Source organism: Solibacillus sp. FSL W7-1324 (genome assembly GCF_038008025.1).
Lineage (GTDB): Bacteria > Bacillota > Bacilli > Bacillales_A > Planococcaceae > Solibacillus.
On record NZ_JBBOYH010000001.1, the window covers coordinates 1,022,841 to 1,049,152 of the forward strand.

Genomic DNA, 26,312 nt, shown 5'->3' on the forward strand with positions numbered 1-26,312 from the left:
ATGTTCCTTAAAAGACTCGAAGTAGTAGGCTTTAAATCATTTGCCGAACGTATCGGGATTGATTTTGTACCTGGTGTTACTGCAGTAGTAGGACCAAATGGTAGTGGGAAAAGTAATGTAACAGATGCAATCCGGTGGGTTTTAGGAGAGCAGTCTGCCAAAAGTCTGCGCGGAGCCAAAATGGAAGACGTTATTTTTGCAGGAAGTGAATCGAGAAGAGCACTGAACTTTGCGGAAGTTACACTCGTTTTAGATAATACGGATGAGCAAGTAGCGATACCTTATACAGAGGTAAGTGTGACAAGACGGGTTTATCGCTCAGGTGAAAGTGAATATTTACTGAATAACCAGCAATGCCGTCTAAAAGATATTACAGACTTGTTTATGGATTCGGGTCTTGGGAAAGAAGCCTTTTCCATTATTTCGCAAGGACGGGTTGATGAAATTCTAAACAGCCGTCCAGATGACCGCCGCAGTATTTTTGAAGAGGCTGCAGGTGTTTTAAAATATAAGCAGCGCAAGAAAAAAGCAGAGCACAAACTTGTAGAAACAGATGAAAACCTAAATCGGGTTCTCGATATTTTGCATGAAATCGATCAGCGTCTGGAACCATTGAAAATTCAGGCGTCGAGCGCGAAAGATTATGTGCGAATGACGGAAGAACTGAAAGATTTTGATATAGCATTAATGGTTCATGATATCCGTGCGAACGGGAAAGTATTGCAAGGCTATACTGAAGAACAGCGGAAATTAACAGCAACCGAAAAAGAACAGGCAGCTGAAATTGCGACAGTTGAACAACAATTGCGCAAAATGCGTACAGAGTTAAAAGCAATTGATGAAGTGCTGGACAGTTCTCAAGAACAGCTTGTTGAGGCAAGTGCGGAAGTAGAGCGCTGGGAAGGCCGAAAAGCACTCTTTAACGAAAAGCGTTCAAATGCCGAAAAACAAATTCAGCAACTGCGTGAAAGCTTAACGGAAGCTTCCAATATGGTAAAAGAATTGCTGGAGGCTGAGCGTGAAAAACGCGGTCAGTTTACAGAAAAGCAAAAAATCGTTACCGAAATCCGTTCGGCATTAAAGCAGGTTGAGCAAGCTTTAACACGTTCTGCTTCAGAAATCGAGCAGGAAATTGAAGATGCGAAAAATACGTACATTAACTTACTTAACGAAGAAGCGACAGTAAAAAATGAATTAAAGCATATTGATCAGCAACTTTCACAGGAACAGGCATCTGTAGAGCGAATGTCAGGTCGTTCTTCTGAAATCCAAAAAGAACTGACTGAAGCACTCATGGCAAAAGAAGTGACAGAACGTGCGCTTGAACAGGCAGAACTGTCTGTAAAAGAACAGCTTAGTCATTTTGATGTTATGCAGGTTCAGTTGAAATCGGCAACTGCCGATCTGGATGAAAAACAAGCGTTATTGTATAAAGCTTATCAGCATCATCAGCAATTAAAGGCACGTAAAGAAACATTGGCTGAACTTGAAGCTGATTTTTCAGGCTTCTTCCATGGTGTTAAGGAAGTTCTTTTAGCGCGGGACCGTAAAGAACTGCAAGGGATAGAAGGTGCGGTAGCCGAGCTGATTCAAGTTGAGGCGAAATACTCGCAGGCAATTGAAACAGCATTAGGTGCAGCTTCGCAGCATATTGTGACAGAAAATGAACAGCATGCCCAAAAAGCGATTGGCTGGTTGAAGCAAAAACGTGCAGGTCGTGCAACATTTTTACCGAAAACAGTTATGCGTTCACGGAAAATCCATGCACAGCAACTGAGCGATATTCAATCACATCCTGCCTATGTTGCACTGGCATATGAACTAGTGAATTATGCACAGGAAAATACAACAATTATAGAAAACCTTTTAGGCAATGTATTAGTTGCATCTTCTTTGGAAGGCGCGAGTCAAATTGCCCGTTTATGCGGATTTAAGTACCGCGTTGTTACACTTGAAGGGGACATCGTAAATGCTGGTGGTTCCTTAACAGGTGGTGCCGTAAAGCAGCAAAGTTCATTGTTCTCGCGTAAAGCAGAACTTGATAAGCTCGTTACGACATTGGCCGGTATGGAATCTACAATCCAATCTGCTGAGCAAACGGTAGCGACAAAAAAAGAACAGATTGCATCATTGCGACATTCATTGGAAGAGTTGAAGCTGCAAGGTGAATCATTGCGTGAGCAAGAGCAAATTCACCGTTCGAAGCTTATGGAACTCGATATGATCGTGAAGAACTTACAGACGACGGTAACGATTACGCAGTCGGAGCAAACTTCATTATCGACACGTAAAGAGTCTTTAAATGAACAGCAGTCAGCTGCACAATCGCGATTGACTGAGTTAAGTAAAGAATTACAGGAAATTCAGCAAACGGTCGATGAACTGACACTTGCTAAGGCACAGAGTGAAACGCAAAAAGATGTGTTGCGTGAACAGTTAGCACAAAAGAGATCTGAACTCGCGGTTGCTCAAGAACAATTAACGCAAGTACAGGCATCGATTGCAGGAATAGAACTCAATTTGTCTAAAGCACAGGGAAATGTCGAAAAAATTTCCCGGGAAATCGACTGGGTAGAATCTGAAGATGGCTTAAATGGACCTTCAGCAGAAGAATTAGCCCAAACAATTGTCGAATGGACGGAGAAAAAAGACGCACTGACAGAAATTATTCAAAAGAACCGTACAATGCGTTCAACTTTGCATGATCAAGTTACGGAAAACGAAATTCACCTGCAGGAAATACAGCGTGTACACAAAAGCTATGTTGATGCATTGCGTGCACTGGAACTGAAATGCAGCAGAATCGAATTTGAAATGAATAGTTTGCAAGAGCAATTACTCGAGCAGTATGAACTTGATGTTTTATCTGCTCAAGAAGAAGCAATCAGCATTGAAGACGAAGAACAAGTCCGTCGGAAAGTGAAGCTGCTGAAACAATCGATTGAAGAACTTGGTCCGGTCAATTTGACTTCGATTGAGGAATATGAGCGTGTTCAGGAGCGCTATACATTTTTAAGTGAACAACGAGAAGATTTGGTCGCTGCAAAAGATACGCTGCACAAAGCAATCGGCGAGATGGATGAAGAAATGACAGAGCGATTCAGTGAAACATTTAAGCAGATTCGTAAACAGTTCGTCATTTCGTTCAGAGAGCTGTTTGGCGGCGGTACGGCTGACCTGGTGCTGTTGGATCCTACTAATATGTTAGAGACAGGCATTGAAATTATTGCCCAGCCGCCAGGGAAAAAACTGCAAAGCTTAAGCCTGCTTTCGGGCGGTGAACGTGCATTAACAGCTATTGCTTTATTGTTTGCGATTTTAAATACACGACCTGTTCCATTCTGTATTTTGGATGAGGTTGAGGCAGCATTGGATGAATCGAATGTTGTGCGTTATAGTGAATATTTACGTAAATTTAGTGAGCATACTCAATTCATCGTCATTACGCACCGTAAAGGCACGATGGAAGGAGCAGATGTTCTGTACGGTATTACAATGCAAGAGTCGGGTGTATCGAAACTTGTATCGGTAAAACTGGAAGAACATGCTGAATTAGTAGCGCAAGGGAGTGGCGGAAGATGAGTTTTTTTAAGCGACTGAAAGAAAAACTGGCAGGTAACAGTGAACAAAAAGAACTGCAAGAGCAACAAGAGCAACAGGCGGATCTGTTACCGCTTGATGAACAAGAACAAGAAGTACAAGAAGAAAATCAATTAATTGAAACGGTAGAGGAAGAAAAATCCGAAACTGAACAAATTGCCGAAAAAGAGCAAGACGAAATAATTGAACAGCCGGAAATTGCTGAAGTGGAGCCTGTTGAAGAAGAGACTGCCAATCAATCGGACACAGAAGTAGAGGAGCAACCTCAAAAGCAGTCTGCCTGGTCGATCACTCAGAAGTTTAAAGCGGGATTGGAAAAAACACGTAATTCTTTCACTTCTAAAGTAAACGATTTAGTTGCACGTTATCGTAAAGTAGATGAAGATTTCTTTGAAGAGCTGGAAGATGTTCTGCTGCAAGCGGATGTCGGCTTTGAAACAGTAATGGAATTAATGGATAAATTACGTTTTGAAGTACAGCGCCAAAACATTAAAGATACGAACGGAATTCAGGCGATCATTTCCGAAAAGCTTGTTGAAATTTATGAATCTGGTGAAGAAAATTTAACAGAGTTAAATATTCAGCAGAGCGGCGATTTAACGGTTATTTTATTCGTTGGTGTAAATGGTGTCGGAAAGACTACGACAATCGGTAAATTGGCGCACCGTTTAAAATCAGAAGGGAAATCTGTGATGCTGGCAGCGGGAGACACATTCCGTGCCGGTGCCATTGAGCAGCTGCAAGTATGGGGTGACCGTGTCGGTGTAGAAGTTATCGCACAGTCAGAAGGTTCAGACCCTGCAGCAGTAATGTATGATGCGATTCGTGCAGCAAAAAAACGTGGTGTCGATATTTTAATCTGCGATACTGCCGGCCGTCTGCAAAATAAAGTTAACTTAATGAACGAACTTGAAAAAGTGCATCGTGTAATTTCACGTGAAATTCCGGATGCACCGCATGAAGTACTCCTTGCATTGGATGCGACAACAGGCCAAAATGCGCTTGTTCAGGCTCAAATGTTCAAAGAGGTAACGAATGTAACAGGTATCGTTTTAACAAAACTGGATGGTACGGCAAAAGGCGGTATCGTATTGGCGATCCGCAACAAACTGCACATCCCTGTTAAATTTGTAGGACTTGGTGAAAAAATGGACGACCTGCAGCCGTTTGATGCAGAACGTTATGTCTATGGTTTATTTGCCGAAGGACTGGAAAAAGAACTGGAAAAAGCAGAAGAATAACAATTATATTCCAAAAGCAATTCGTATAATTTTTACGAATTGCTTTTTTTATATTGAAAGAAAAAGGTTATCCCTACGGACAAGGGGATTGCCTTGACAGTAACTGCTCACAAGATTATGATAAGATAGACAAATTATGATTGGAGAGATAAAAATGCTACTTGAAAAAACAACACGCATGAACTTTCTCTTCGACTTTTATCAAGCGTTATTAACTGATAAACAGCGCAGCTATATGGAACTGTATTACTTGGACGATCACTCGTTAGGAGAAATTGCCGAAAGTTATAACATTTCGCGTCAGGCTGTTTACGATAATATTCGCCGTACTGAGGCGATGCTTGAAGAATATGAAGAAAAACTAAATTTATTCGAAAAGTTTCAACAACGTCAAATTGTATTAAAACAATTGGCGGATGCGATTGAGGATGAGGCTTCTACGAAAGAAGCGAAACTGGCATTAGTTGAACAACTGAAGGAATCGGATTAGGGGGCGAACGAGTTGGCTTTTGAAGGTTTAGCAGAGCGACTCCAAGGTACGATCCAAAAGATTAAAGGTAAAGGGAAAGTTACGGAACAAGACGTTAAAGAAATGATGCGTGAAGTCCGATTTGCCTTAATCGAAGCGGACGTAAACTTAAAGGTAGTTAAAGAATTCGTTAAAAAAGTTAGTGAGCGTGCAGTCGGTGTCGACGTCATGAAATCATTAACACCTGGTCAGCAAGTCATCAAAATTGTACAGGATGAATTGAAGAATTTAATGGGTGGCGAACAAAGCCCGATTAAATTCAGCAACCGTCCTCCGACTGTCATTATGATGGTTGGTTTACAAGGTGCAGGTAAGACGACGACTACAGGTAAGTTGGCGAATGTATTACGTAAAAAATATAATAAAAAACCATTGCTAGTAGCAGCAGATATTTACCGTCCAGCCGCTGTTCAGCAATTACAGACACTAGGGAAACAGTTATCTCTGCCGGTATTCTCACTAGGTACGGATGTTTCACCTGTTGAAATTGCACGTCAGGCAATCGAGCATGCAAAAGAAGAGCATCTGGACGTTGTATTGATCGATACAGCCGGTCGTCTTCATATTGATGAAGAGCTGATGCAGGAACTGAAAGACATTCGCGGTTTAAAAGAGCCGGACGAAGTATTCTTAGTAGTTGATGCGATGACAGGTCAAGATGCTGTAAATGTTGCGCAAAGCTTTAATGAAGCAGTCGGCATTACGGGCGTTGTCTTAACAAAACTCGACGGCGATACTCGTGGTGGTGCGGCGCTGTCAATCCGCTCTGTTACAGAGAAACCGATTAAATTTGTCGGTATGGGTGAAAAGATGGATGCGCTGGAACCATTCCATCCAGAGCGTATGGCTTCACGTATTTTAGGGATGGGTGATGTACTGTCACTGATCGAAAAAGCACAGGCCAATGTAGATATGGAAAAGGCAAAAGAGCTGGAAGAAAAGTTCATGACACAGAGCTTTACGTTTGATGACTTTATCGAACAACTTCAAGCCGTGAAGAAAATGGGACCACTTGATGAATTATTGAAAATGATTCCAGGTGCAAACAAAATGAAAGGCCTTGACAATGTTAAAGTCGATGAAAAGCAGATGGGACGCATCGAAGCGATTATCTATTCGATGACACCAACTGAAAAGACAAACCCGGAAATCATTTCGGCGAGCCGCAAAAAGCGTATTGCTACAGGTTCAGGGACGTCAATTCAGGAAGTAAACCGCTTGCTGAAGCAGTTTGAAGAAATGAAAAAAATGATGAAACAAATGACAGGTATGGCGCAAGGTAAAGGTAAAAAGAAGATGAAAATGCCTGGTTTTGATTCATTATTTAAATAAAAAATAAGGTGTTAAGAAAAAACACTTTACAAACCATCAAGACATTGCTAATATAATATCTTGTGTGAAACTTATTCGGAGGTGCTATTAAAATGGCAGTTAAAATTCGCTTAAAACGTATGGGAGCTAAAAAATCTCCTTTCTATCGTATCGTAGTTGCAGACGCTCGTTCACCACGTGACGGTCGTCAAATCGAAACAGTAGGTACTTACAATCCACTTACAGTTCCAGCTACAGTACAAATCGATGAAGAGAAAGCTCTTAAATGGTTAACTGATGGTGCAAAACCATCTGATACTGTACGTAACCTGTTCTCAGAACAAGGTATCATGGAAAAATTCCATAACGCTAAATACAGCAAATAATTCAATGATTAATTCGGAGGTGGCATTATGCAGCAGCTGATTGAAGCAATTGTGAAACCGTTAGTCGATTATCCGGAAGACGTTCGTATTGAGACGGACGAAACTTCCAATCGAGTTGTTTATAAGCTTTTTGTTCATCCAGAGGATCGAGGGAAAGTAATAGGCAAGCAAGGACGTGTTGCGAAGGCAATTCGTACGATTGTGTACTCAGCAGCGGGCGGCCACCAGAAGAAAAAGACGTATGTCGATATATTGGATTAGTAAAAGAAGGGTGGCATTTTGCTAACCCTTCTTTTTTTGTTATGATAATTCAATCAGCGGTATTTTATTAAATAAAACGACTAGTTGATTGGAATGGAGGTAGCGACTCCTGCGGGAATAGCGTGACGCCTGAGACTAGGAACAAAAGCTAAAACGCCACGTCCTGTGGTAACGCTTTTGTGACCAATATCCTGTTGGCCTCACGCCTGCGGAAAGCGTCCACCTTCATTTAAAATCAACGGGATATTAGAGGTGGAATATACATGGAATGGTTTAATGTAGGACGTATTGTAAATACACATGGTATTCGCGGGGAGCTGCGAATTTTATCGACAACGGACTTTGAAGAAGAACGTTTTGCGGTAGGCTCGAAACTGGCGGCATTTAAAAAAGATGACAAAAAGCCGACTTGGGTAACGATCAGTTCATCAAGACGCCATAAAAACTTTATTTTGGTGACGTTTGAAGGTATGGAAAACATTAATTTAGTGGAACCATTTAAAGAAGGTCTATTAAAAGTATCAATGGACCAATTGGCGGAAGATGAGCTTGAAGATAATGAATACTACCACTTTGAAATTAAAGATTGTGAAGTGTTTTCGGAGGAAGGCGAACTGATCGGCGTTGTTACCGATATTTTAGAAACAGGCGCAAACGATGTATGGGAAATTAAAGCGCAAAACGGTAAGAAGCATTACATTCCTTTCATTGAAGATATCGTAAAAGATATTGATGTCGATGAGAAGAAAATTGTAATTCACGTAATGGAAGGTTTGTTGGAATGAAGATTCACGTATTAAGTTTATTTCCTGATATGTTCACAGGTGTGTTCGGTTCATCCATTTTAAAAAAAGCTCAGGAAAAAGGTGCTGTTGAACTGGCAGTAACCGATATCCGGGAATACAGTGAGAACAAGCACAAACAAGTGGACGATTACCCATACGGCGGGGGAGCGGGAATGGTATTAAAGCCGGAACCGATGTTCAATGCTGTAGAAGCCATTACTGAAGGCCGCAAGCCACGTGTCATCCTCATGTGTCCGCAAGGCGAGCGCTTTACGCAGAAGAAGGCAGAGGAGCTTGCAAAAGAAGAAGATTTAGTATTCCTTTGCGGCCATTATGAAGGCTATGATGAGCGAATCCGCGAACATCTTGTCACGGATGAGATTTCGATCGGCGACTTTGTTTTAACAGGCGGAGAGCTGCCTGCGATGACGGTAATCGATGCGGTTGTACGTTTATTGCCGGGTGTATTGGGTCAAGAGGATTCACATATTCAGGATTCATTTTCGACAGGTTTATTAGAGCATCCCCATTATACACGTCCAGCTGATTTTAGAGGGATGAAAGTGCCCGATATACTGTTATCTGGGAATCATGCGAAAATCGATGCGTGGCGTGAAGAACAGTCATTCAAGCGCACATTGGAGCGCAGACCGGATTTATTGGATGCCCTTGAATTAACGGACAAGCAAAAGAAAATAATCGAAAAAATTAAGAATGAAATGTAAAGCAAAACTACTTGCAAGCCTATAACAATTATGGTAAGATTCATTTTGTGCTTCAATGTAAGCACTGAATTACGGTGTTCCGCTGTGGCTTAAATTAGCGTGCATGAGCATCTGTCTAAGGAGAGAAAACAATGTCAAACATTATTACAGAGATCACTAAAGATCAATTACGTTCAGACTTACCTACATTCAAACCAGGTGACACAGTTAAGGTACACGTTAAAATCGTTGAGGGTACTCGTGAGCGTATCCAATTATTCGAAGGTGTAGTTATTAAACGTCGTGGTGGCGGAATTAGCGAAACTTTCACAGTACGTAAAATTTCTTACGGTGTTGGTGTAGAGCGTACTTTCCCAGTACACACTCCAAAAATCGCTAAGTTAGAAGTAGTACGTAAAGGTAAAGTACGTCGTGCTAAACTTTACTACCTACGTAACTTACGTGGTAAAGCTGCTCGTATTAAAGAAATTCGATAAGAACTTTTTAGGAGGGGGCTTGTATATACAAGTCCCTTTCTTTCTTTAAATAAAAATGTGTATTAACATGTGAATTTGACAATAAACTATAGATAATATGACGTAATAATTTAGATTAGATTTTTGCTTGATATACATATTTCGTATACAATAAATGTGATGAGCAAGGGGGATAGCTACGTGGAAAAAACTGAAAAAGAAAAAAATGAGCTTTGGGAATGGACGAAAGCTCTACTGATTGCGTTTGCGATTGCCGCATTTATTCGTTACTTTTTATTTACACCGATTGTAGTAGACGGGGATTCAATGATGCCTACCCTTGAAAATGGTGATCGCATGATCGTCAACAAATTCAGCTATAAAATCGGCGAACCCAATCGTTTTGATATCGTCGTATTCCACGCACCTGAACAGAAGGACTATATTAAACGTGTCATTGGTGTTCCAGGAGACTTTGTAGAATATAAGGATGACCAATTATACATTAATGGTGAACCGATCGACGAGCCGTATTTGGATGCATATAAAGCCGAAATCAGCGAAGGCAACTTAACAGGCGACTTCTCGCTGAAAGATATCGATCCGTCACTGGATGTTATTCCGGAAGGCTATGTATTCGTAATGGGCGATAATCGCCGCTTCAGTAAAGACAGCCGCCATATAGGAATCGTCGACCAGAAAGAAATTATCGGCAATACAAGCATCATTTTCTGGCCGTTAAACGAAATTGAGATTGTAAAGTAATATTTATTATCATAAATATTGTCTAAAATGAGGGGGCAGTTTAAACTCCTCATTTTTTTGTTGAGAATAGAAGTACGTAATTTACAGGAGGTTATACAATTATGACAATTCAATGGTTTCCAGGACATATGGCAAAGGCACGCCGCCAAGTATCGGAAAGTTTAAAGCTTGTCGATATCGTTTTTGAACTGGTTGATGCGCGATTACCATTATCTTCACGTAATCCGATGATCGATGAAGTTATCCATCAAAAACCGCGCCTGCTCATTTTAAATAAACAAGATATGGCTGACGAGCAGGAAACACGCCGCTGGATTCAATATTTCGCCGACAGAGGCTTTAAAGCAGTAGCAATCAACTCGTTGGAAGGGAAAGGCTTGCAGGCGGTTACAAAGGCTGCTCAGGAGATTTTGGCGGAGAAATGGGAACGCATGAAATCAAAAGGAATGAAGCCGCGTGCCATTCGCGCGATGATTGTAGGTATTCCGAACGTCGGAAAATCAACGCTAATCAACCGTTTAGCGAAGAAAAACCTTGCGAAAACGGGAAATATGCCAGGTGTGACAAAAGCACAGCAATGGATTAAAGTCGGGAAGGAAATTGAACTTCTTGATACGCCAGGTATTTTATGGCCGAAGTTTGAAGACCAGGAAGTCGGCTACAAGCTTGCTCTAACTGGCGCAATCAAAGATACCATTACGAATATGGAAGACCTGGCTGTATATGGCCTGCGTTTTTTAGAAAAACACTATCCAACGCGCATGGAAGAACGTTATAATATTTCATCCGTATCCGAAGAACTGGTTGAGACATTTGATGCAATCGGAAAGCTGCGCCGAGTGTTTGGACAAGGCGGAGAGATTGACTACGATCAAGTGTCGGTATTAGTTGTACGCGACATTCGTGAACAGAATCTTGGGAAACTCACATTTGATTTTGTTTCCGAGCAACTTGAAAAAGAGCAATTGGAAGAAGCGATTGCCCTGGAAAACGAAGAGCGCCGTAAGAAAACAGCTGCGCTAAATCGCCAGAAAAAGCAAGAAAGCAACGAATAAAGTGGAATAACAGACAGTCAAAACCTTTTTCATTTATTTGAGAAAGGTTTTTTCTTTTATAATAAGAAAAGTAGACGATATAACAGTAAGATTGAGAGAAAGTAAAATTAGATAAAAAGCCAAGTTGATTGGAATGGAGGGGGGCGAGTGTTCGTGCTGTCGGTTTCACCTTTCGCACTGCTAAAACACTAGCTGACGGCTAGCGCCTTTCGCTACAAGATTTTCTCTGTGACGAAAGCGTTAGCGACAGTCACAAGCAAGCTTCCTGCGGGAACAGCAAAATTTATTTTGCGACGAAAGCGAAGCGACAGGAGCACCGAGGGAGAGACTACAGGCTCGAAGCGTGCCCGCGGAAAGCGTCCGCCCCGGAATGGAAATCAACTCTATATTAAGAAAACGGAAGTAATAGATTTGAGGACTTTATATGAAAACAATTAAAGAGATTACAGAAGCATTAAAAACAGCAGCACAAATCGAGCCATGGATGGATGATATCGTAAAGGATGAACGGGCAGGCGTTCAAAAAGCATGGATGCAATTTCAAAAGCGTCTGGAAAAGATAGAAGCACTTCAACAAGCGCATAATGAAAAACTGCAATTTGACGCAAGCTATTTACCATATGAAAATGCCTTTATCGCAGGCACAGATGAAGCGGGAAGAGGACCACTTGCAGGACCAGTCGTAACAGCGGCCGTTATATTGCCGAATTATTGTCAGGAACTGCTTGGCGTCAACGATTCCAAACAATTATCAAAAGAAAAACGCAATCAGTTTGCTGAACGGATCAAAAAACATGCACTTTATTATTCAGTTCATTTTCAAAGTGCCGAGGAAATTGACCGCCTCAATATTTATGAAGCAACGCGACAGTCGATGTTAAAAAGTATCGAAACACTCGGCGTCACACCCAATTTCATATTGGCCGATGCGATGACGCTTTCGACATCGATTCCGCAAGCATCCATCATAAAGGGAGATGCTCGCAGCCTGGCAATTGCAGCAGCGTCCATTTTAGCGAAAACGGCACGTGATGACTATATGGAAAAACTGGACCTTGAATATCCGCAATACGGTTTTGCGCAGCATGCCGGCTACGGAACAAAACAGCATCTGGAGGCAATCGCCCAATACGGACCGACAGATCATCATCGAAAAACATTTGAACCGATTAAATCAATGCTTCAAAGAAGGGAGTAACGGCATGAACTTCTCATCGTTTAATGCAATCCAATCGAATACTTCACAGCAAGTTACAGCAAACCAGCCATTATCGTTAAAGCAGGATCAAGTATTTCACGGGTCAATCAAGCAGCTCTACCCGAATCAGATGGCAGAAGTCCAAGTCGGCAATCAAAAGCTCATGGCAAAGCTGGAAGTACCTTTAAAGGTAGGCGATGCGCATTTTTTCCAGGTAACTTCAACAAATCCGCAAACGGAATTAAAAGTTGTGACAGGACCGATGTCGCAATCCATGACAGCCGGCCAGCAAATGTCACAGTTGATGGAAACAATGCATTTACCGAAATCGAATGAAATGCAGCAAGTGCTATCACATTTTATGAAAGCCCAGCTACCCCTTGCAAAAGAACAGCTCTTAGCCGCAGAAGGCTGGATGAAAAACTTGCCTGCAGGAGTAGATAAGAATAATGCACTTCACGCACTGCAGCGTATGGTGGAGCTGAAAATGCCTTTTACAAATACCGTATTTCAAGCATTGACACAAGGAGTAAAAACAGATGGGATGTCAGCGAATTTAGCCAATTTAGCGCAGCTCTTGGCAACCCAGTCTGGAGGAAATGAAGCGATCAAATCATCGCTGCTACAGCAAATTGACCAGCTGGCAAAGCCGTTGAACAACGAAACAGGCGGAATCCTACTTGCACGGGCAACCCAAAATTTGTTGGATAACAATTCACCTGTTGCATCGAAACTTCAATCGCTGACGGTATTAAAAGAAGCTGGAATTTTACCGCAAAATGCCACTTTGCAAAATTGGCAAACGGTTAATCAGCAAGGAAACCAGCAGTCTGTGAACCCGGTACAGGCTTCGGCAGGACAACTGCTGCAACAGCTCGGACAAACAAGTCCTGAACAAATAAAGCCGATGTTAGAACAAGTAAAAGCATGGATTAGTAATGAAAGCTTACTATCTACAACTCAAAAACAGCAATTAGAGCAATTATTATCACGTTTTGAACAAATTCCCGCTTCAAAGCCGGCAGTGGAAGCATTGGTAAATCAACTGCGGCAGCAACTGACAAACGCATACAGTGAAAATGTGAGTACGCGATTATTTATGCAAAATGATCAAGGACAGGCCGCGAAGGATCAATTGCTTACATTACTGAAGCCGGATGCGAATTTACCGAATGCCGATCAGCTGTTGCGCAATTTAGTAAAAGTGACGGCCGATAGTCCACAACCATTGATGCAAAGTACCCTCACTCAAGCAGAAGGTCAAGTACAGGCTGCGGTTGATAGCCGTGCAATGGAACAGGCGATAAAGACGGTGTTAAAAGGGCTGGGCGTCAGCTATGAGGCGGCATTGGCAAATAAGGCAGGGGATATACAGGCAATTGCCCAGCAAATAAAGCCGCAATTATTAGCGCTTCTTCAGGATAACCAAACACCGGTTGCTATAAGAGATGCTGCTGAGACGGTGATGTCCAGACTAAATGGAATGCAGCTCACGTCAGGGGAAAACGGGCATCAGCATCAGCTTGTCATGCAAGTGCCGCTGGATTTTTTCGGCAAGAGAATGGATGCGACATTGCAATGGAACGGCCGCATGAAAGAAGATGGCAAAATCGATGCCAATTTTGCGCGCATTCTATTCTATTTAAATATGGAAACATTGCAGCAGACAGTAATTGATATGCAAGTACAGAACCGTGTTGTCACAATTAATATCTATAATGATATGCCGAATTTGGAATCATTGGCGACTTCATTGAAAGGAACACTAAAGACAGGATTGCTGGAAAAGGAATATACCTTATCCGGATTGTTTATCAAGCCTTTTGGAGATCAAGCAGGAAAAACTGTCACAAAATTGTCAAATCAGCAGGAAGATGAGCAAGGAGGGGTGGATATCCGCGTATGACCGAAAAAAAATATGTCCGAAAAGAAGCGATTGCCCTTTCCTATGATCCTCAAAAAAGCAATGGTCCGACAGTCGTTGCAAAAGGTAAAGGAAAAATTGCGGAAAATATTTTAGAAAAAGCAGCGATGCATGAAGTACCTGTTTATGAAGACCCGAACCTGGTGGAGCTGTTAGGCCAGCTTGATTTGAACACGTCGATCCCGGAAGAATTATATCAAGCGGTTGCCGAGGTATTTGCCTTTATTTATCATTTGGATGAAAAGCAAAAGTTAACTTATAAAAATAAATCCAGTATTTAAGTAGAGAATATCTTTCGGAAAATTAGAAAATATCTATACAAAGAATATTTTGACATAAAGTAAACTAAAAAATGCTTGTGTGACAAATATAGACATTATCTGAATAATTGTTTAAAATAGATTATGTTAGTAGAATAATTTCCAAATGTCCGATGGGAGGATGTATCATGAATATCCATGAGTATCAAGGGAAAGAGATATTAAGACAATACGGTGTAGCAGTTCCAAGAGGAAGTGTAGCGTTTTCACCAGAAGAAGCAGTAAAAGCAGCAAAAGAGCTAGGTTCAAACGTAACAGTAGTAAAAGCACAAATTCATGCAGGGGGTCGCGGTAAAGCAGGGGGCGTTAAGATTGCCAAAAACCTTGATGAAGTTCGCTCTTTCTCTAAAGAATTATTAGGCAAAATTTTAGTAACTCACCAAACAGGTCCAGACGGTAAAGAAGTAAAACGTCTTTATATAGAAGAAGGTTCGGACATTAAAAAAGAGTATTACTTAAGTTTAGTATTAGATCGTGCAACTTCTAGAGTAGTAATGATGGGTTCTGAAGAAGGCGGAATGGATATTGAAGAGGTAGCGGAGACAAATCCGGAAAAAATCTTCAAAGAAATTATTGATCCGGTTACGGGATTAAATGCTTTCCAGGCACGTCGTATGGCATTCAATATGAATATTCCTGCTAAGCTAGTAAATAAAGCAGTAGGGTTAATGCTTGGTATTTACAAAGCATTTATCGATAAAGATGCATCAACAGTAGAAATCAACCCGCTAGTTGTAACTGGGGATGACCAGGTAGTGGCACTTGATGCAAAATTCAACTTTGATGCAAACGCTTTATATCGTCATAAAGATATCGTAGAATTACGCGATTTTGATGAAGAAGATGCAAAAGAAATTGAAGCATCTAAATATGATTTAAGTTATATTTCGTTAGACGGCAATATCGGCTGTATGGTAAATGGTGCAGGTCTTGCCATGGCGACGATGGATACGATTAGTTACTACGGCGGATCACCCGCTAACTTCCTTGATGTTGGGGGCGGTGCAACAGCCGAAAAAGTAACAGAAGCTTTTAAAATCATTTTATCGGACAAAAATGTAAAAGGAATTTTCGTTAACATTTTTGGTGGAATCATGAAATGCGATATCATTGCAAAAGGGGTTATTACAGCTGCAAAAGAAGTCGGTTTAGAAGTTCCATTAGTAGTACGTTTAGAAGGAACAAACGTAGAGCTAGGTAAAAAGTTGTTAAATGAATCTGGTTTAAACATTGTGGCAGCTGACTCAATGGCAGACGGCGCACAAAAAATCGTGAAATTAGTTGAAGCTGAAGGCGGGGTAACGGCATGAGTGTGTTCATTAATCAAGAGACAAAAGTAATCGTACAAGGGATTACTGGGGAAACAGCCCTTTTCCATACAAAACAAATGCTTGAATACGGAACGAAAATCGTTGCAGGTGTAACACCAGGTAAAGGCGGTCTTGAAATCGAAGGTGTTCCGGTTTTCAATACAGTACAAGAAGCAGTCGATGCGACAGGTGCAAACGTATCTGTTATTTATGTACCGGCACCATTTGCGGCTGATGCAATTATCGAAGCAGTTGATGCGGATCTGGATATGACAATCTGTATTACAGAACATATTCCGGTACTTGATATGGTAAAAGTTAAACGCTATATGGAAGGCAAGAAAACGCGTTTAGTTGGTCCAAACTGTCCAGGTGTTATTACAGCTGATGAATGTAAAATCGGTATCATGCCAGGATACATCCATACAAAAGGACATGTAGGCGTCGTTTCACGTTCTGGTACATTGACGTATGAAGCGGTACACCAGCTGTCTCAAGCGGGAATCGGTCAAACAACAGCGGTTGGAATCGGTGGGGACCCGGTAAATGGGACAAACTTTATCGATTGCTTAAAAGCATTCAATGAAGATCCTGAAACTTATGCAGTTGTCATGATTGGTGAAATTGGTGGTACAGCTGAAGAAGAAGCTGCTGAATGGATTCAGGAAAACATGAACAAACCGGTAGTAGGCTTCATCGGTGGTCAAACAGCTCCTCCAGGAAAACGTATGGGTCACGCAGGTGCCATTATTTCCGGCGGTAAAGGAACAGCTGCTGAGAAAATCAAAGCAATGAATGCAGCAGGTATTGAAGTAGCTCCGACGCCTTCTGTAATCGGTGAAACACTGATTAAAGTAATCAAAGAAAAAGGCTTGTACGAAGCTTGTAAAACACATTAAAATGAAAGATGTAGCGGTCGCCTCGCTACATCTTTTTCGTATGTCTCCATCATTGGGACCGATGGACGAATAAGTGCCCGAATTCATCGGCCATACTATGTTTTACACAATGCTTACCTCACAAATAAAACCGCGGTCATCTGAATTTCTTCTATTAAAAAGGAGTGTAGTAATGACCAACCCAACAAATGAACAATTAATGAAACTGCATTATATTCTTCCTCTCTCCTGGAAAAAAGTCCGAAATTTAATGAAAATCACAGATGATTTCGACGAAATATTGCATATTTCGCCAAAATTTTTAGCCGTTCAGCTAAATATAAAAGAAGAAAAAGCCTCACAGCTCATCAAACATTATAAAGAGCTCATACCAAGGTCGATGACTGCTTATTATGACCAACATAATATTATCGCTATCCCCTACACGAATCCATTATATCCACAACGCTTAAAAGAATTGTACGATGCACCTGCTGTTCTCTATGCAAAAGGCGATATTCAGTTACTGAACAGACCGAAAATGATTGCGGTCATCGGTTCAAGGGCGGCAACCAGCTATAGTGAGCATGTATTGAATATCCTTCTACCACCGCTAATACGCGAGCAATATGTCATAGTGAGCGGACTTGCGAAAGGTGCGGACCGACTTGCACATGAAGCAACAATCCGATATGGTGGAAAGACAATAGGTGTTTTAGGTCATGGCCTTTTTCATAGTTATCCACCTCAAAATAAAGAGTTGAATGCATATATGGCACAGGAACATTTACTCGTAACAGAATATCCACCATATGTAAGTGTGCAAAAATGGCATTTCCCTGCACGAAACCGTATTATCAGTGGTTTAAGCGAAGCGCTTGTCGTAACAGAAGCCGCACTGAAAAGCGGGACACTCATCACAACAGAGCTTGCGCTTGAACAAGGAAAAGATGTTTTTGCGGTACCGGGAAATATTTTTAGCGAGCAGTCACGAGGGACAAATAAATTAATAAAAGAAGGCGCGATTCCAGTGTGGGACGGCTTTCAAATCTTAGAGGAAATCCAGTTGTTTTCAAAATTGCGTTGAAAAAAAGTTGCAATATTAGCCAATCTGTTATACATTTTGCAACAGGAAAAGCTTTGACATACATGGATAGCTTCATGTGAGTAAATATAAGAAAAATAACTATACCTCTATAAGGAGGACAACAGATGGCAGATTATTTAGTAATTGTTGAATCACCTGCAAAGGCGAAAACAATTGAACGATATTTAGGAAAAAAATATAAAGTAAAAGCTTCGATTGGACATGTACGTGATTTACCACGTAGTCAAATGGGAATCGATACCGAAAATAACTATGATCCAAAATATATTACGATTCGCGGTAAAGGTCCTGTACTACAGGACCTGAAAACAGCGGCTAAAAAAGTGAAAAAGATTTATCTCGCAGCCGATCCAGACCGCGAAGGGGAAGCAATTGCCTGGCATTTAGCCACTGCTTTAAACATTGATATTAATTCGGATTGTCGTGTCGTATTTAACGAGATTACGAAAGAAGCAATTTTAGAGAGCTTCAAGCACCCGCGGCCAATTAATATGGATTTAGTCGATGCACAGCAAGCACGTCGTATTTTAGACCGTCTAGTAGGCTATAATATTAGTCCGATTCTTTGGAAAAAGGTTAAGAAGGGCTTATCGGCAGGACGTGTACAATCCGTTTCACTGCGTCTGATCATTGACCGTGAAAATGAGATTAAAAACTTCGAGCCGGAAGAATACTGGTCTATCGAAGGAAGCTTTGAAAAAAATAAAAAACAATTCGATGCCTTATATTATGGAAACGGCAAAGAAAAAATTAAATTAACAAATGAACAGCAAGTAAAAGAGATATTAAAAGGTGTAAAAGGCTCGGAATTTGAAGTAATGAATGTTGTAAAAAAGGAACGGAAGCGTAATGCTTCACCAGCCTTTACGACTTCTTCACTTCAACAGGAAGCCGCACGTAAATTAAATTTCCGTGCCAAGAAAACAATGATGCTTGCACAGCAGCTTTATGAAGGTATTGAGCTCAGCAAAAAAGAGGGCGCTGTCGGATTAATCACGTATATGCGTACCGATTCAACACGTATTTCCGATACGGCGAAAGCAGAGGCTAAGTCATATATCGAAACGAAATACGGCAAAGATTTCATTGCCGGTGAACAAAAACAGGCGAAAGCAAAAGCAAATGCACAGGATGCCCATGAAGCGATCCGTCCAACGAGTGCAATGCGCACACCTGAAGAGCTTAAAGCCATTTTAAGCCGTGATCAGCTGCGATTGTACCGTCTGATTTGGGAGCGCTTTATCGCAAGTCAAATGGCACCAGCTGTACTCGATACCGTGACAGTAGATCTGCAAAACAATGATGTACTGTTCCGCGCAAACGGGTCTCAAGTGAAATTTGCCGGATTTATGAAGCTTTATATTGAAGGTACAGACGATCAGGAAGAAGAAACGAATAAACTTTTACCTGAAATGGAAATCGGCGATAAAGTAAAATCGCTTGAAATCGAACCGAAGCAGCATTTCACTCAGCCACCTCCACGCTATTCAGAGGCGCGTCTAGTAAAGACATTGGAAGAGCTAGGTATAGGCCGTCCATCGACATATGCCCCAACACTGGATACTATCCAAAAGCGCGGTTATGTGCAACTTGATGCGAAGCGCTTTGTGCCGACTGAACTTGGAGAAATCGTTCATCAGGCAACATTGGAATTTTTCCCGGAAATCATCAACATTGAGTTTACCGCACAGATGGAGCATAATCTTGATGAAATCGAAGAAGGCATTACACAATGGGTAAATGTCATCGATGAATTTTACAAAGACTTTGAGCCGCGGGTGAAATATGCGGATGAAGTAATGGAAAAAATCGAAATTAAAGATGAGCCTGCTGGCGAGGACTGTGAAAAGTGCGGTGCGCCAATGGTATTCAAGCTAGGACGTTACGGGAAATTTATGGCGTGTTCAAATTTCCCGGATTGCCGCAATACAAAAGCGATTGTAAAACCGATTGACGTTAAATGTCCTTCATGTGAGACAGGGGAAATTGTGGAACGTAAATCCAAAACAAAGCGAATTTTTTACGGATGCAACCAATATCCGGAATGTGACTTTGTATCATGGGATAAGCCAATTAGTAGACCTTGTCCGAAATGTAGTGCATTATTAGTAGAGAAGAAATTGAAAAAAGGTGTTCAAATTCAGTGTACAAACAGTGAATGTGATTATGAAGAAACACCGTCACAATAAAATGAAGAGGTAACAAAAATGACACAACAAGTAGTAAATGTAATTGGTGCAGGATTAGCCGGTTCAGAAGCAGCTTGGCAAATTGCGAAGCGCGGTGTGAACGTACGTTTATATGAAATGCGCCCAGTAAAACAAACACCGGCACATCATACAGATAAATTCGCAGAGCTTGTATGCTCAAACTCATTACGTGCAAACGGACTGACAAATGCTGTCGGTGTAATTAAAGAAGAAATGCGTAGATTGGACTCAGTTATTATTGCAGCGGCAGACAACAGCTCTGTACCTGCCGGTGGTGCTTTGGCAGTAGACCGTCACGAATTTGCTGGCATTGTAACTGAAAAAGTGAAAAACCACCCGTTAATCGAAGTAATCAATGAAGAGGTAACTGAAATTCCGGAAGGCATTACAGTAATCGCAACAGGTCCTTTAACTTCTGAAGCTTTGGCAAAGCAAATTCAGGGCCTTACAGGAGAAGACTATTTGTACTTCTATGATGCGGCAGCACCGATCATCGAAAAAGATTCAATCAATATGGATAAAGTATATTTGAAATCACGCTATGATAAAGGTGAAGCAGCATACTTGAACTGTCCAATGACGAAAGAAGAATTCGATGCTTTCCGTGAAGCGCTTATTACCGCAGAATGTGCACCGCTAAAAGAATTCGAAAAAGAAAAGTATTTCGAAGGATGTATGCCAATTGAAGTAATGGCTGCACGCGGAGAAAAAACAATGACATTTGGACCGATGAAACCGGTTGGTCTGGAAGATCCGAAAACGGATAAACGTCCATATGCTGTTGTTCAGTTACGACAAGATGATGCAGCGGGAACACTATATAATTTAGTTGGTTTCCAGACACATTTAAAATGGCCGGAACAAAAGCGTGTCTTCTCGATGATTCCTGGTTTAGAGAACTTGGAAATTGTACGCTATGGTGTAATGCACCGTAATACGTTCATCAATTCACCGAAAGTGCTGACACAGACATATCAGTTGAAAGCACGTCCAAACCTGTTCTTCGCAGGTCAAATGACAGGTGTTGAAGGTTATGTAGAGTCTGCCGGCAGTGGTCTGATTGCAGGGATTAATGCGGCGCGCATGGCTTTAGGCCAAGAGTTGCTTTACTTCCCGCATGAAACAGCATTAGGTGCAATGGCTCGATACATTACACATACAGATGCGAAAAACTTCCAGCCGATGAATGTAAACTTCGGAATTTTCCCGGAACTTGGCGAGCGCATCAAATCTAAGCCGGAGCGGGCTGAACGCCACGCTAACCGCGCATTGGAAGCAATTCAGAATTTTATTAATAATCAGGCAATTTAATTGCGAAAAGCCCTTAAAGACTGTTATACTTTAGGGGCTTTTAATTTTGCGTTAATTAATAATATGTGACTATAATTTAAGTATTACTTGACATCATATTGCGAAATTTGTCGAATAATACAAAGAAGTTGAATAACTCCAGTAAATTTTACTTGAAAAGTATTCATAATAGGTATAGTGTCAATATGTGTGTTTTTTTAGTAGGAAAATAAACATATTTATTCATACAACATCATTTCTCTTTTGTAATCACAGGGGGTATATACGATGGATGAAAATTTGCAAAACCAGCTAGATCAATTTATTCGCTACGTGCATCTAGAAAAAAACTTTTCCCTACATACTGTTCGCGAATATACTTCTGACTTAGAAGAATTTTTTGCATTTTTGCATGCTGAAGGTATACAAAAAATTACAGAAGTTGAATATATCCATGCACGTCTATATGTAACAAAGCTTTATGATGAACAAAAAGCAAGAACTTCAATCTCCAGGAAAATCTCATCGATACGTTCTTTTTTTCGGTTTTTAAATCGAGAACAGAATATTGATGATGCTCCGTTTCGTTCACTTTATCATCCGAAAAAGGAAGAGCGATTACCGAGCTTTTTTTATGAGGAAGAATTGAAGGAACTATTCGAGAAAAATGAAGGCGATGAGCCGATTCAGATTCGTAATATGGCGCTGTTGGAACTTCTTTATGCAACTGGAATGCGTGTAAGCGAGTGTGTCAGTCTTGAACTGACGGATATCGATTTTCATTACAATATCGTCCGTGTAATGGGGAAAGGCCGAAAAGAGCGGATTATTCCGTTTGGCCAATATGCGCATGATGCACTTAAACGTTATATAGATCAAGTACGTCCGATTTTAATGAAGAAGGAAAATCATCAGAAAGTTTTTGTCAATATGCGCGGTGGCGAACTTACTGCCCGTGGTGTGCGTTATATATTAAGTGAGATGATCGACAATGCCAGTATGCATACGAAAATTTATCCACATATGTTGCGACACACATTTGCTACGCATTTATTGAATAATGGGGCAGATATGCGTACAGTCCAGGAACTTCTTGGGCACGCTAATTTATCTTCAACTCAAATTTATACTCATGTAACGAAGGAAGCTTTAAGAAAGACATATATGAATAGTCATCCGCGAGCATAGTTAAGGAGGAAATAAAGAATGGGTCAAATTCATGCGACAACGATTTTCGCTGTTCACCACAATGGTGAATGTGCAATGGCCGGGGATGGTCAGGTAACATTGGGAAATACAGTTGTAATGAAGCATACGGCACGTAAGGTCAGACGTCTGTTTAATGGGAAAGTATTGGCAGGTTTCGCAGGGTCTGTTGCGGATGCTTTTACATTATTCGAAATGTTTGAGGCAAAACTGAATGAATATAATGGTAACCTGCAAAGAGCAGCAGTAGAAGTAGCAAAGCAATGGCGCGGTGATAAAATGCTCCGTCAATTGGAAGCGATGCTGCTTGTTATGGATAAATCAACATTGCTTCTAGTTTCAGGGACAGGTGAAGTAATTGAACCGGACGATGGTATTTTAGCAATAGGTTCAGGTGGGAATTACGCATTGTCAGCTGGAAGAGCATTAAAAAAACATGCGGGCGATCATTTATCGGCAAAAGAAATCGCAGAGGCTGCGCTGACGACCGCTGCGGATATTTGTGTGTTTACAAACCATAATATTATCTTGGAGGTATTGTAATGACTGCGATCAATTTAACACCAAGACAAATTACGGAACAATTAAACCGTCATATTGTTGGCCAGGAAACAGCGAAACGTGCAGTTGCAGTTGCGCTGCGTAACCGGTACCGCCGCTCTTTATTAAGCGAAGAATTAAAAACAGAAGTAATTCCGAAAAATATTTTAATGATTGGGCCTACTGGGGTAGGTAAAACAGAAATTGCCCGCAGAATCGCAAAACTGACGAATGCTCCGTTTATTAAAGTCGAAGCGACAAAGTTCACGGAAGTTGGCTATGTTGGTCGTGATGTCGAGTCAATGGTACGCGATCTGGTAGAAGCATCACGTCGTCTAGTGAAGGACGAAATGTTCGAAAAGGTAAAGGATCAGGCGGAACGGAATGCAAATGATGTACTCGTTAAATTACTTGTACCTTCAAAAGTGAAGGAAAAGCTTACGCAAAATCCTTTTGAAATGCTATTCGGTCAAAAAGATTCATCTCAGGAAGAAACATCAAACCAGGATGAACCGGAAATTCGTACACGACGTGCGCAAATAGCCCAGGATTTAAAAGACGGAAAGTTAGAAGAACAATGGGTAACTATCGAAGTAACAGAAAATGCGCCATCACTATTTGATGCAATGCCTGGTATGAATATGGATAATGCAAATGGTATGCAGGATATGCTATCTAATTTAATGCCGAAAAAGACAAAAAAACGCAAAGTCCAAGTGAAGGATGCGCGTCGTTTATTAACACAGGAAGAAGCCAATAAGCTGATCGATACAGATGCGTTGTCAAGTGAAGCAATTCAGCGTGCAGAACAGGCGGGCATTATTTTTATTGATGAAATCGATAAAATTGCAAGCAAAGGTTCATCTTCGGCAGAAGTATCACGTGAAGGCGTTCAGCGTGACATATTACCAATTGTGGAAGGGTCCACAGTTACGACAAAATACGGCACTGTAAAAACGGACTATATGCTCTTTATTGCAGCAGGAGCTTTCCATATATCAAAACCGAGCGATCTTATTCCGGAATTGCAGGGACGATTCCCGATTCGTGTTGAACTTGAAAAATTAACGAAAGACGATTTTGTTCGTATTTTGAAAGAACCGGACCAATCGTTAATATTGCAATATAAAGCATTGCTTGAAACAGAAGGTGTTACGCTGAACTTTACAGATGAAGCGATTGAACGAATTGCGGAAATTGCGACGGAAGTAAACCAGGAGACAGATAACATCGGTGCACGCCGACTGCACACGATTTTAGAGCGTTTGCTTGAGGAACTTTCTTTTGAAGCTTCGGAAATCGCTCCGGCTCATATCGACATTACACCAAACTATGTCGATCAAAAATTGTCGAATATAGTAAAAAACAAAGATTTATCGCAATTTATTCTTTAAGTATAAGTTGAATTAGTATCTTTAAATTGTAAAAACCTTTAGAATATTAAGTGAATTAAAACGTTCCGTAGGAGGAAACAGAAATGAATTTATTAACAAAAACACGAAAAATCAATGCATTGTTACAAGCATCTGCTGGTAAACCAGTTAACTTTAAAGAAATGGCAAATACTTTAGGCGATATTATCGAAAGTAATGTATTTATCGTAAGCCGTAAAGGTAAATTACTTGGTATTTCAATTCACCAACAAATCGAGAATGAGCGTATTAAGAAAATGTTTGAACAGCGCCAATTCCCTGAAGAATATACACAAAACTTATTCAATATTACTGAAACTTCTTCAAATTTAGATATTAACAATGAACACACTGCATTCCCAATTGAAAATAAAGATCTATTTGCATCTGGTTTAACGACAATTGTACCGATTATCGGTGGCGGTGAGCGTTTAGGTACATTAATGTTAGCGCGTATCAGCGATCAGTTTGAAGATGACGATTTAATTTTAGCTGAATACGGTGCAACAGTAGTAGGTATGGAAATCTTACGTGAAAAATCAGAAGAGATTGAAGAAGAAGCACGTTCTAAAGCGGTAGTTCAAATGGCGATCAATTCATTATCTTATTCTGAGCTTGAAGCAATCGAGCATATTTTTGAAGAGTTAGATGGCAATGAAGGATTACTAGTTGCTTCTAAAATCGCTGACCGCGTAGGGATTACACGTTCAGTTATCGTAAACGCATTACGTAAACTAGAATCTGCCGGTGTTATTGAATCGCGTTCTTTAGGTATGAAAGGAACATATATTAAAGTATTAAACGATAAGTTCCTGAACGCATTAGCAGAAATTAAAATGAAGTAAGAGACATTCAGGTAAAGCAAGGAGGACATTCCTCCTTGCTTTTTTTTAATTTTTTTTATTAAGGAAATGCGGAAAAATGTCGAATAAAAATACACTAAACGAGAAATTTTTTGAATTTGAATGTATAATTAGGTATATCGTCGTTATTGTTCTGAAAAAATAAATATCTTTTATACCTAAATGATGATAAAATTCATATGACAAACGATTTGTTACAAATTTATGAAATGTAAGTATATGAATACTAATATAAAGGGATTTAATGTATGATGTTTAAGGAAATAAATAGTATTTCAGGATGCTAATAATTACGACTTAAGATTAGTATAATAACTTTTTGATAGTAAAAATGTTTAGATAGGCCAAAAATGACTGATAAAGGGCAATGTCGAAAAATATTCGGTTTAATATATAGTTAACTGTTATTTTTTACAAGTTAAAATAGTTCTTAAAGACTATTCGAAAGGGTCTAAAGTCGATAGACACTAAGGTTTAATCTAATTACAATTGTATTATTGAGTTTTGGCGCGCAAATTTTAGCGAAATATGAACGAGGTGAGAAATTTGGATTTATTTGGCGGGACAATAAGTAGCCTTGAAAAAGGACTTTCTTATGCAACATTGAAAAATAAAACAATTGCACAAAATATAGCGAATGTTGACACACCGAACTACAAAACAAAAGAAGTAAGCTTCAAAGATGTATTAAATGATGCTAAGCAAGCAACGATTCCTGCATATCGCACAGATGCGAGACATTATGATTTCAAGATTAATATTGGGGGCAGCGGTGTGTATTCGAATGAAAACTTCCGCAGCAGAGCAAATGGTAATGCGGTAAATATGGATGCTGAACAAGCAAAGTTAGCTGAAAATACAATTTATTATAATGCGCTTATAGATCGTGTCAGCAGTAAATTTTCAACATTGAATAATGTTGTTAAGGGAGGAAGATAGT

Annotated in this window: 24 protein-coding genes; all 24 read left to right on the forward strand. The window is 40.5% G+C overall.

Annotated elements, in window-relative coordinates; genetic code table 11:
• The 24 genes from smc to flgB all read left to right on the forward strand — a co-directional run bounded on the left by smc (window position 1) and on the right by flgB (window position 26,311).
• Complete coding sequence (smc, locus tag MKY71_RS04830) at window positions 1–3,582, forward strand: chromosome segregation protein SMC (RefSeq protein WP_340731756.1); 3,582 nt, start codon at window positions 1–3, stop codon at window positions 3,580–3,582.
• Window positions 3,579–4,841, forward strand: a complete 1,263-nt coding sequence (gene ftsY / locus MKY71_RS04835) for a signal recognition particle-docking protein FtsY (RefSeq protein ID WP_340731757.1) — start codon at window positions 3,579–3,581, stop codon at window positions 4,839–4,841. Before smc ends, ftsY begins: the two co-directional genes overlap by 4 nt.
• A 154-nt stretch (window positions 4,842–4,995) precedes the next feature.
• Window positions 4,996–5,331: a putative DNA-binding protein gene (locus MKY71_RS04840; RefSeq protein ID WP_339175524.1), complete on the forward strand. Its 336-nt coding sequence runs from the start codon at window positions 4,996–4,998 to the stop codon at window positions 5,329–5,331.
• 12 nt (window positions 5,332–5,343) lie between these two features.
• A complete protein-coding gene (gene ffh, locus MKY71_RS04845; RefSeq protein WP_339175525.1) occupies window positions 5,344–6,702 on the forward strand; it encodes a signal recognition particle protein in 1,359 nt (452 codons plus the stop codon).
• A 92-nt stretch (window positions 6,703–6,794) separates the two neighbouring features.
• Complete coding sequence (gene rpsP, locus MKY71_RS04850; protein WP_008403312.1) at window positions 6,795–7,067, forward strand: 30S ribosomal protein S16; 273 nt, start codon at window positions 6,795–6,797, stop codon at window positions 7,065–7,067.
• Between the two features lie 27 nt (window positions 7,068–7,094).
• Window positions 7,095–7,328 (forward strand): KH domain-containing protein, encoded by a 234-nt coding sequence (locus tag MKY71_RS04855; RefSeq protein WP_008403311.1) that lies wholly within the window; start codon window positions 7,095–7,097, stop codon window positions 7,326–7,328.
• A gap of 263 nt (window positions 7,329–7,591) precedes the next feature.
• The gene (rimM, locus tag MKY71_RS04860; protein ID WP_339175527.1) at window positions 7,592–8,113 is read left to right on the forward strand and encodes a ribosome maturation factor RimM; all 522 of its coding nucleotides are present in this window, start codon (window positions 7,592–7,594) and stop codon (window positions 8,111–8,113) included.
• The gene (trmD, locus tag MKY71_RS04865; protein ID WP_339175528.1) at window positions 8,110–8,838 is read left to right on the forward strand and encodes a tRNA (guanosine(37)-N1)-methyltransferase TrmD; all 729 of its coding nucleotides are present in this window, start codon (window positions 8,110–8,112) and stop codon (window positions 8,836–8,838) included. The genes rimM and trmD overlap by 4 nt, the downstream gene beginning before the upstream one ends.
• Before the next feature lie 131 nt (window positions 8,839–8,969).
• Window positions 8,970–9,314: a 50S ribosomal protein L19 gene (gene rplS, locus MKY71_RS04870; protein ID WP_008403308.1), complete on the forward strand. Its 345-nt coding sequence runs from the start codon at window positions 8,970–8,972 to the stop codon at window positions 9,312–9,314.
• A 180-nt stretch (window positions 9,315–9,494) separates the two neighbouring features.
• Window positions 9,495–10,058, forward strand: a complete 564-nt coding sequence (gene lepB, locus MKY71_RS04875) for a signal peptidase I (RefSeq protein ID WP_339175529.1) — start codon at window positions 9,495–9,497, stop codon at window positions 10,056–10,058.
• Window positions 10,059–10,159: 101 nt separating this feature from the next.
• Window positions 10,160–11,113, forward strand: coding sequence for a ribosome biogenesis GTPase YlqF (gene ylqF / locus MKY71_RS04880; protein WP_340731759.1), 954 nt, complete (start codon window positions 10,160–10,162; stop codon window positions 11,111–11,113).
• 424 nt (window positions 11,114–11,537) lie between these two features.
• Window positions 11,538–12,311, forward strand: coding sequence for a ribonuclease HII (locus MKY71_RS04885; RefSeq protein ID WP_340731760.1), 774 nt, complete (start codon window positions 11,538–11,540; stop codon window positions 12,309–12,311).
• A 4-nt stretch (window positions 12,312–12,315) separates the two neighbouring features.
• Window positions 12,316–14,217, forward strand: a complete 1,902-nt coding sequence (locus MKY71_RS04890; RefSeq protein WP_339198113.1) for a hypothetical protein — start codon at window positions 12,316–12,318, stop codon at window positions 14,215–14,217.
• Window positions 14,214–14,516 carry an EscU/YscU/HrcU family type III secretion system export apparatus switch protein gene (locus MKY71_RS04895; RefSeq protein ID WP_339175533.1) on the forward strand — a complete coding sequence of 101 codons (303 nt, stop codon included), beginning with the start codon at window positions 14,214–14,216 and terminating at the stop codon, window positions 14,514–14,516. The genes MKY71_RS04890 and MKY71_RS04895 overlap by 4 nt, the downstream gene beginning before the upstream one ends.
• 167 nt (window positions 14,517–14,683) lie before the next feature.
• Window positions 14,684–15,865, forward strand: a complete 1,182-nt coding sequence (sucC, locus tag MKY71_RS04900; protein ID WP_339175534.1) for an ADP-forming succinate--CoA ligase subunit beta — start codon at window positions 14,684–14,686, stop codon at window positions 15,863–15,865.
• On the forward strand, window positions 15,862–16,764 hold the full coding sequence (gene sucD / locus MKY71_RS04905; protein ID WP_079525181.1) for a succinate--CoA ligase subunit alpha: 903 nt from the start codon (window positions 15,862–15,864) through the stop codon (window positions 16,762–16,764). The genes sucC and sucD overlap by 4 nt, the downstream gene beginning before the upstream one ends.
• A gap of 172 nt (window positions 16,765–16,936) precedes the next feature.
• On the forward strand, window positions 16,937–17,830 hold the full coding sequence (gene dprA / locus MKY71_RS04910; RefSeq protein WP_340731762.1) for a DNA-processing protein DprA: 894 nt from the start codon (window positions 16,937–16,939) through the stop codon (window positions 17,828–17,830).
• A 125-nt stretch (window positions 17,831–17,955) separates the two neighbouring features.
• A complete protein-coding gene (gene topA / locus MKY71_RS04915) occupies window positions 17,956–20,040 on the forward strand; it encodes a type I DNA topoisomerase (RefSeq protein ID WP_340731763.1) in 2,085 nt (694 codons plus the stop codon).
• 18 nt (window positions 20,041–20,058) lie between these two features.
• Window positions 20,059–21,372 (forward strand): FADH(2)-oxidizing methylenetetrahydrofolate--tRNA-(uracil(54)-C(5))-methyltransferase TrmFO, encoded by a 1,314-nt coding sequence (gene trmFO, locus MKY71_RS04920; RefSeq protein WP_339175537.1) that lies wholly within the window; start codon window positions 20,059–20,061, stop codon window positions 21,370–21,372.
• 267 nt (window positions 21,373–21,639) lie between these two features.
• Window positions 21,640–22,539 (forward strand): tyrosine recombinase XerC, encoded by a 900-nt coding sequence (gene xerC / locus MKY71_RS04925; RefSeq protein WP_339198124.1) that lies wholly within the window; start codon window positions 21,640–21,642, stop codon window positions 22,537–22,539.
• An 18-nt stretch (window positions 22,540–22,557) separates the two neighbouring features.
• Entirely contained in the window at window positions 22,558–23,100 is a 543-nt protein-coding gene (gene hslV / locus MKY71_RS04930) for an ATP-dependent protease subunit HslV (RefSeq protein WP_340731764.1), read from the forward strand.
• On the forward strand, window positions 23,100–24,491 hold the full coding sequence (gene hslU, locus MKY71_RS04935) for an ATP-dependent protease ATPase subunit HslU (protein ID WP_339198127.1): 1,392 nt from the start codon (window positions 23,100–23,102) through the stop codon (window positions 24,489–24,491). Before hslV ends, hslU begins: the two co-directional genes overlap by 1 nt.
• An 83-nt stretch (window positions 24,492–24,574) precedes the next feature.
• Window positions 24,575–25,354, forward strand: a complete 780-nt coding sequence (gene codY, locus MKY71_RS04940; RefSeq protein ID WP_339175541.1) for a GTP-sensing pleiotropic transcriptional regulator CodY — start codon at window positions 24,575–24,577, stop codon at window positions 25,352–25,354.
• A gap of 564 nt (window positions 25,355–25,918) precedes the next feature.
• Window positions 25,919–26,311: a flagellar basal body rod protein FlgB gene (gene flgB, locus MKY71_RS04945; RefSeq protein WP_339198131.1), complete on the forward strand. Its 393-nt coding sequence runs from the start codon at window positions 25,919–25,921 to the stop codon at window positions 26,309–26,311.
• Window position 26,312: the final 1 nt, after the last annotated feature.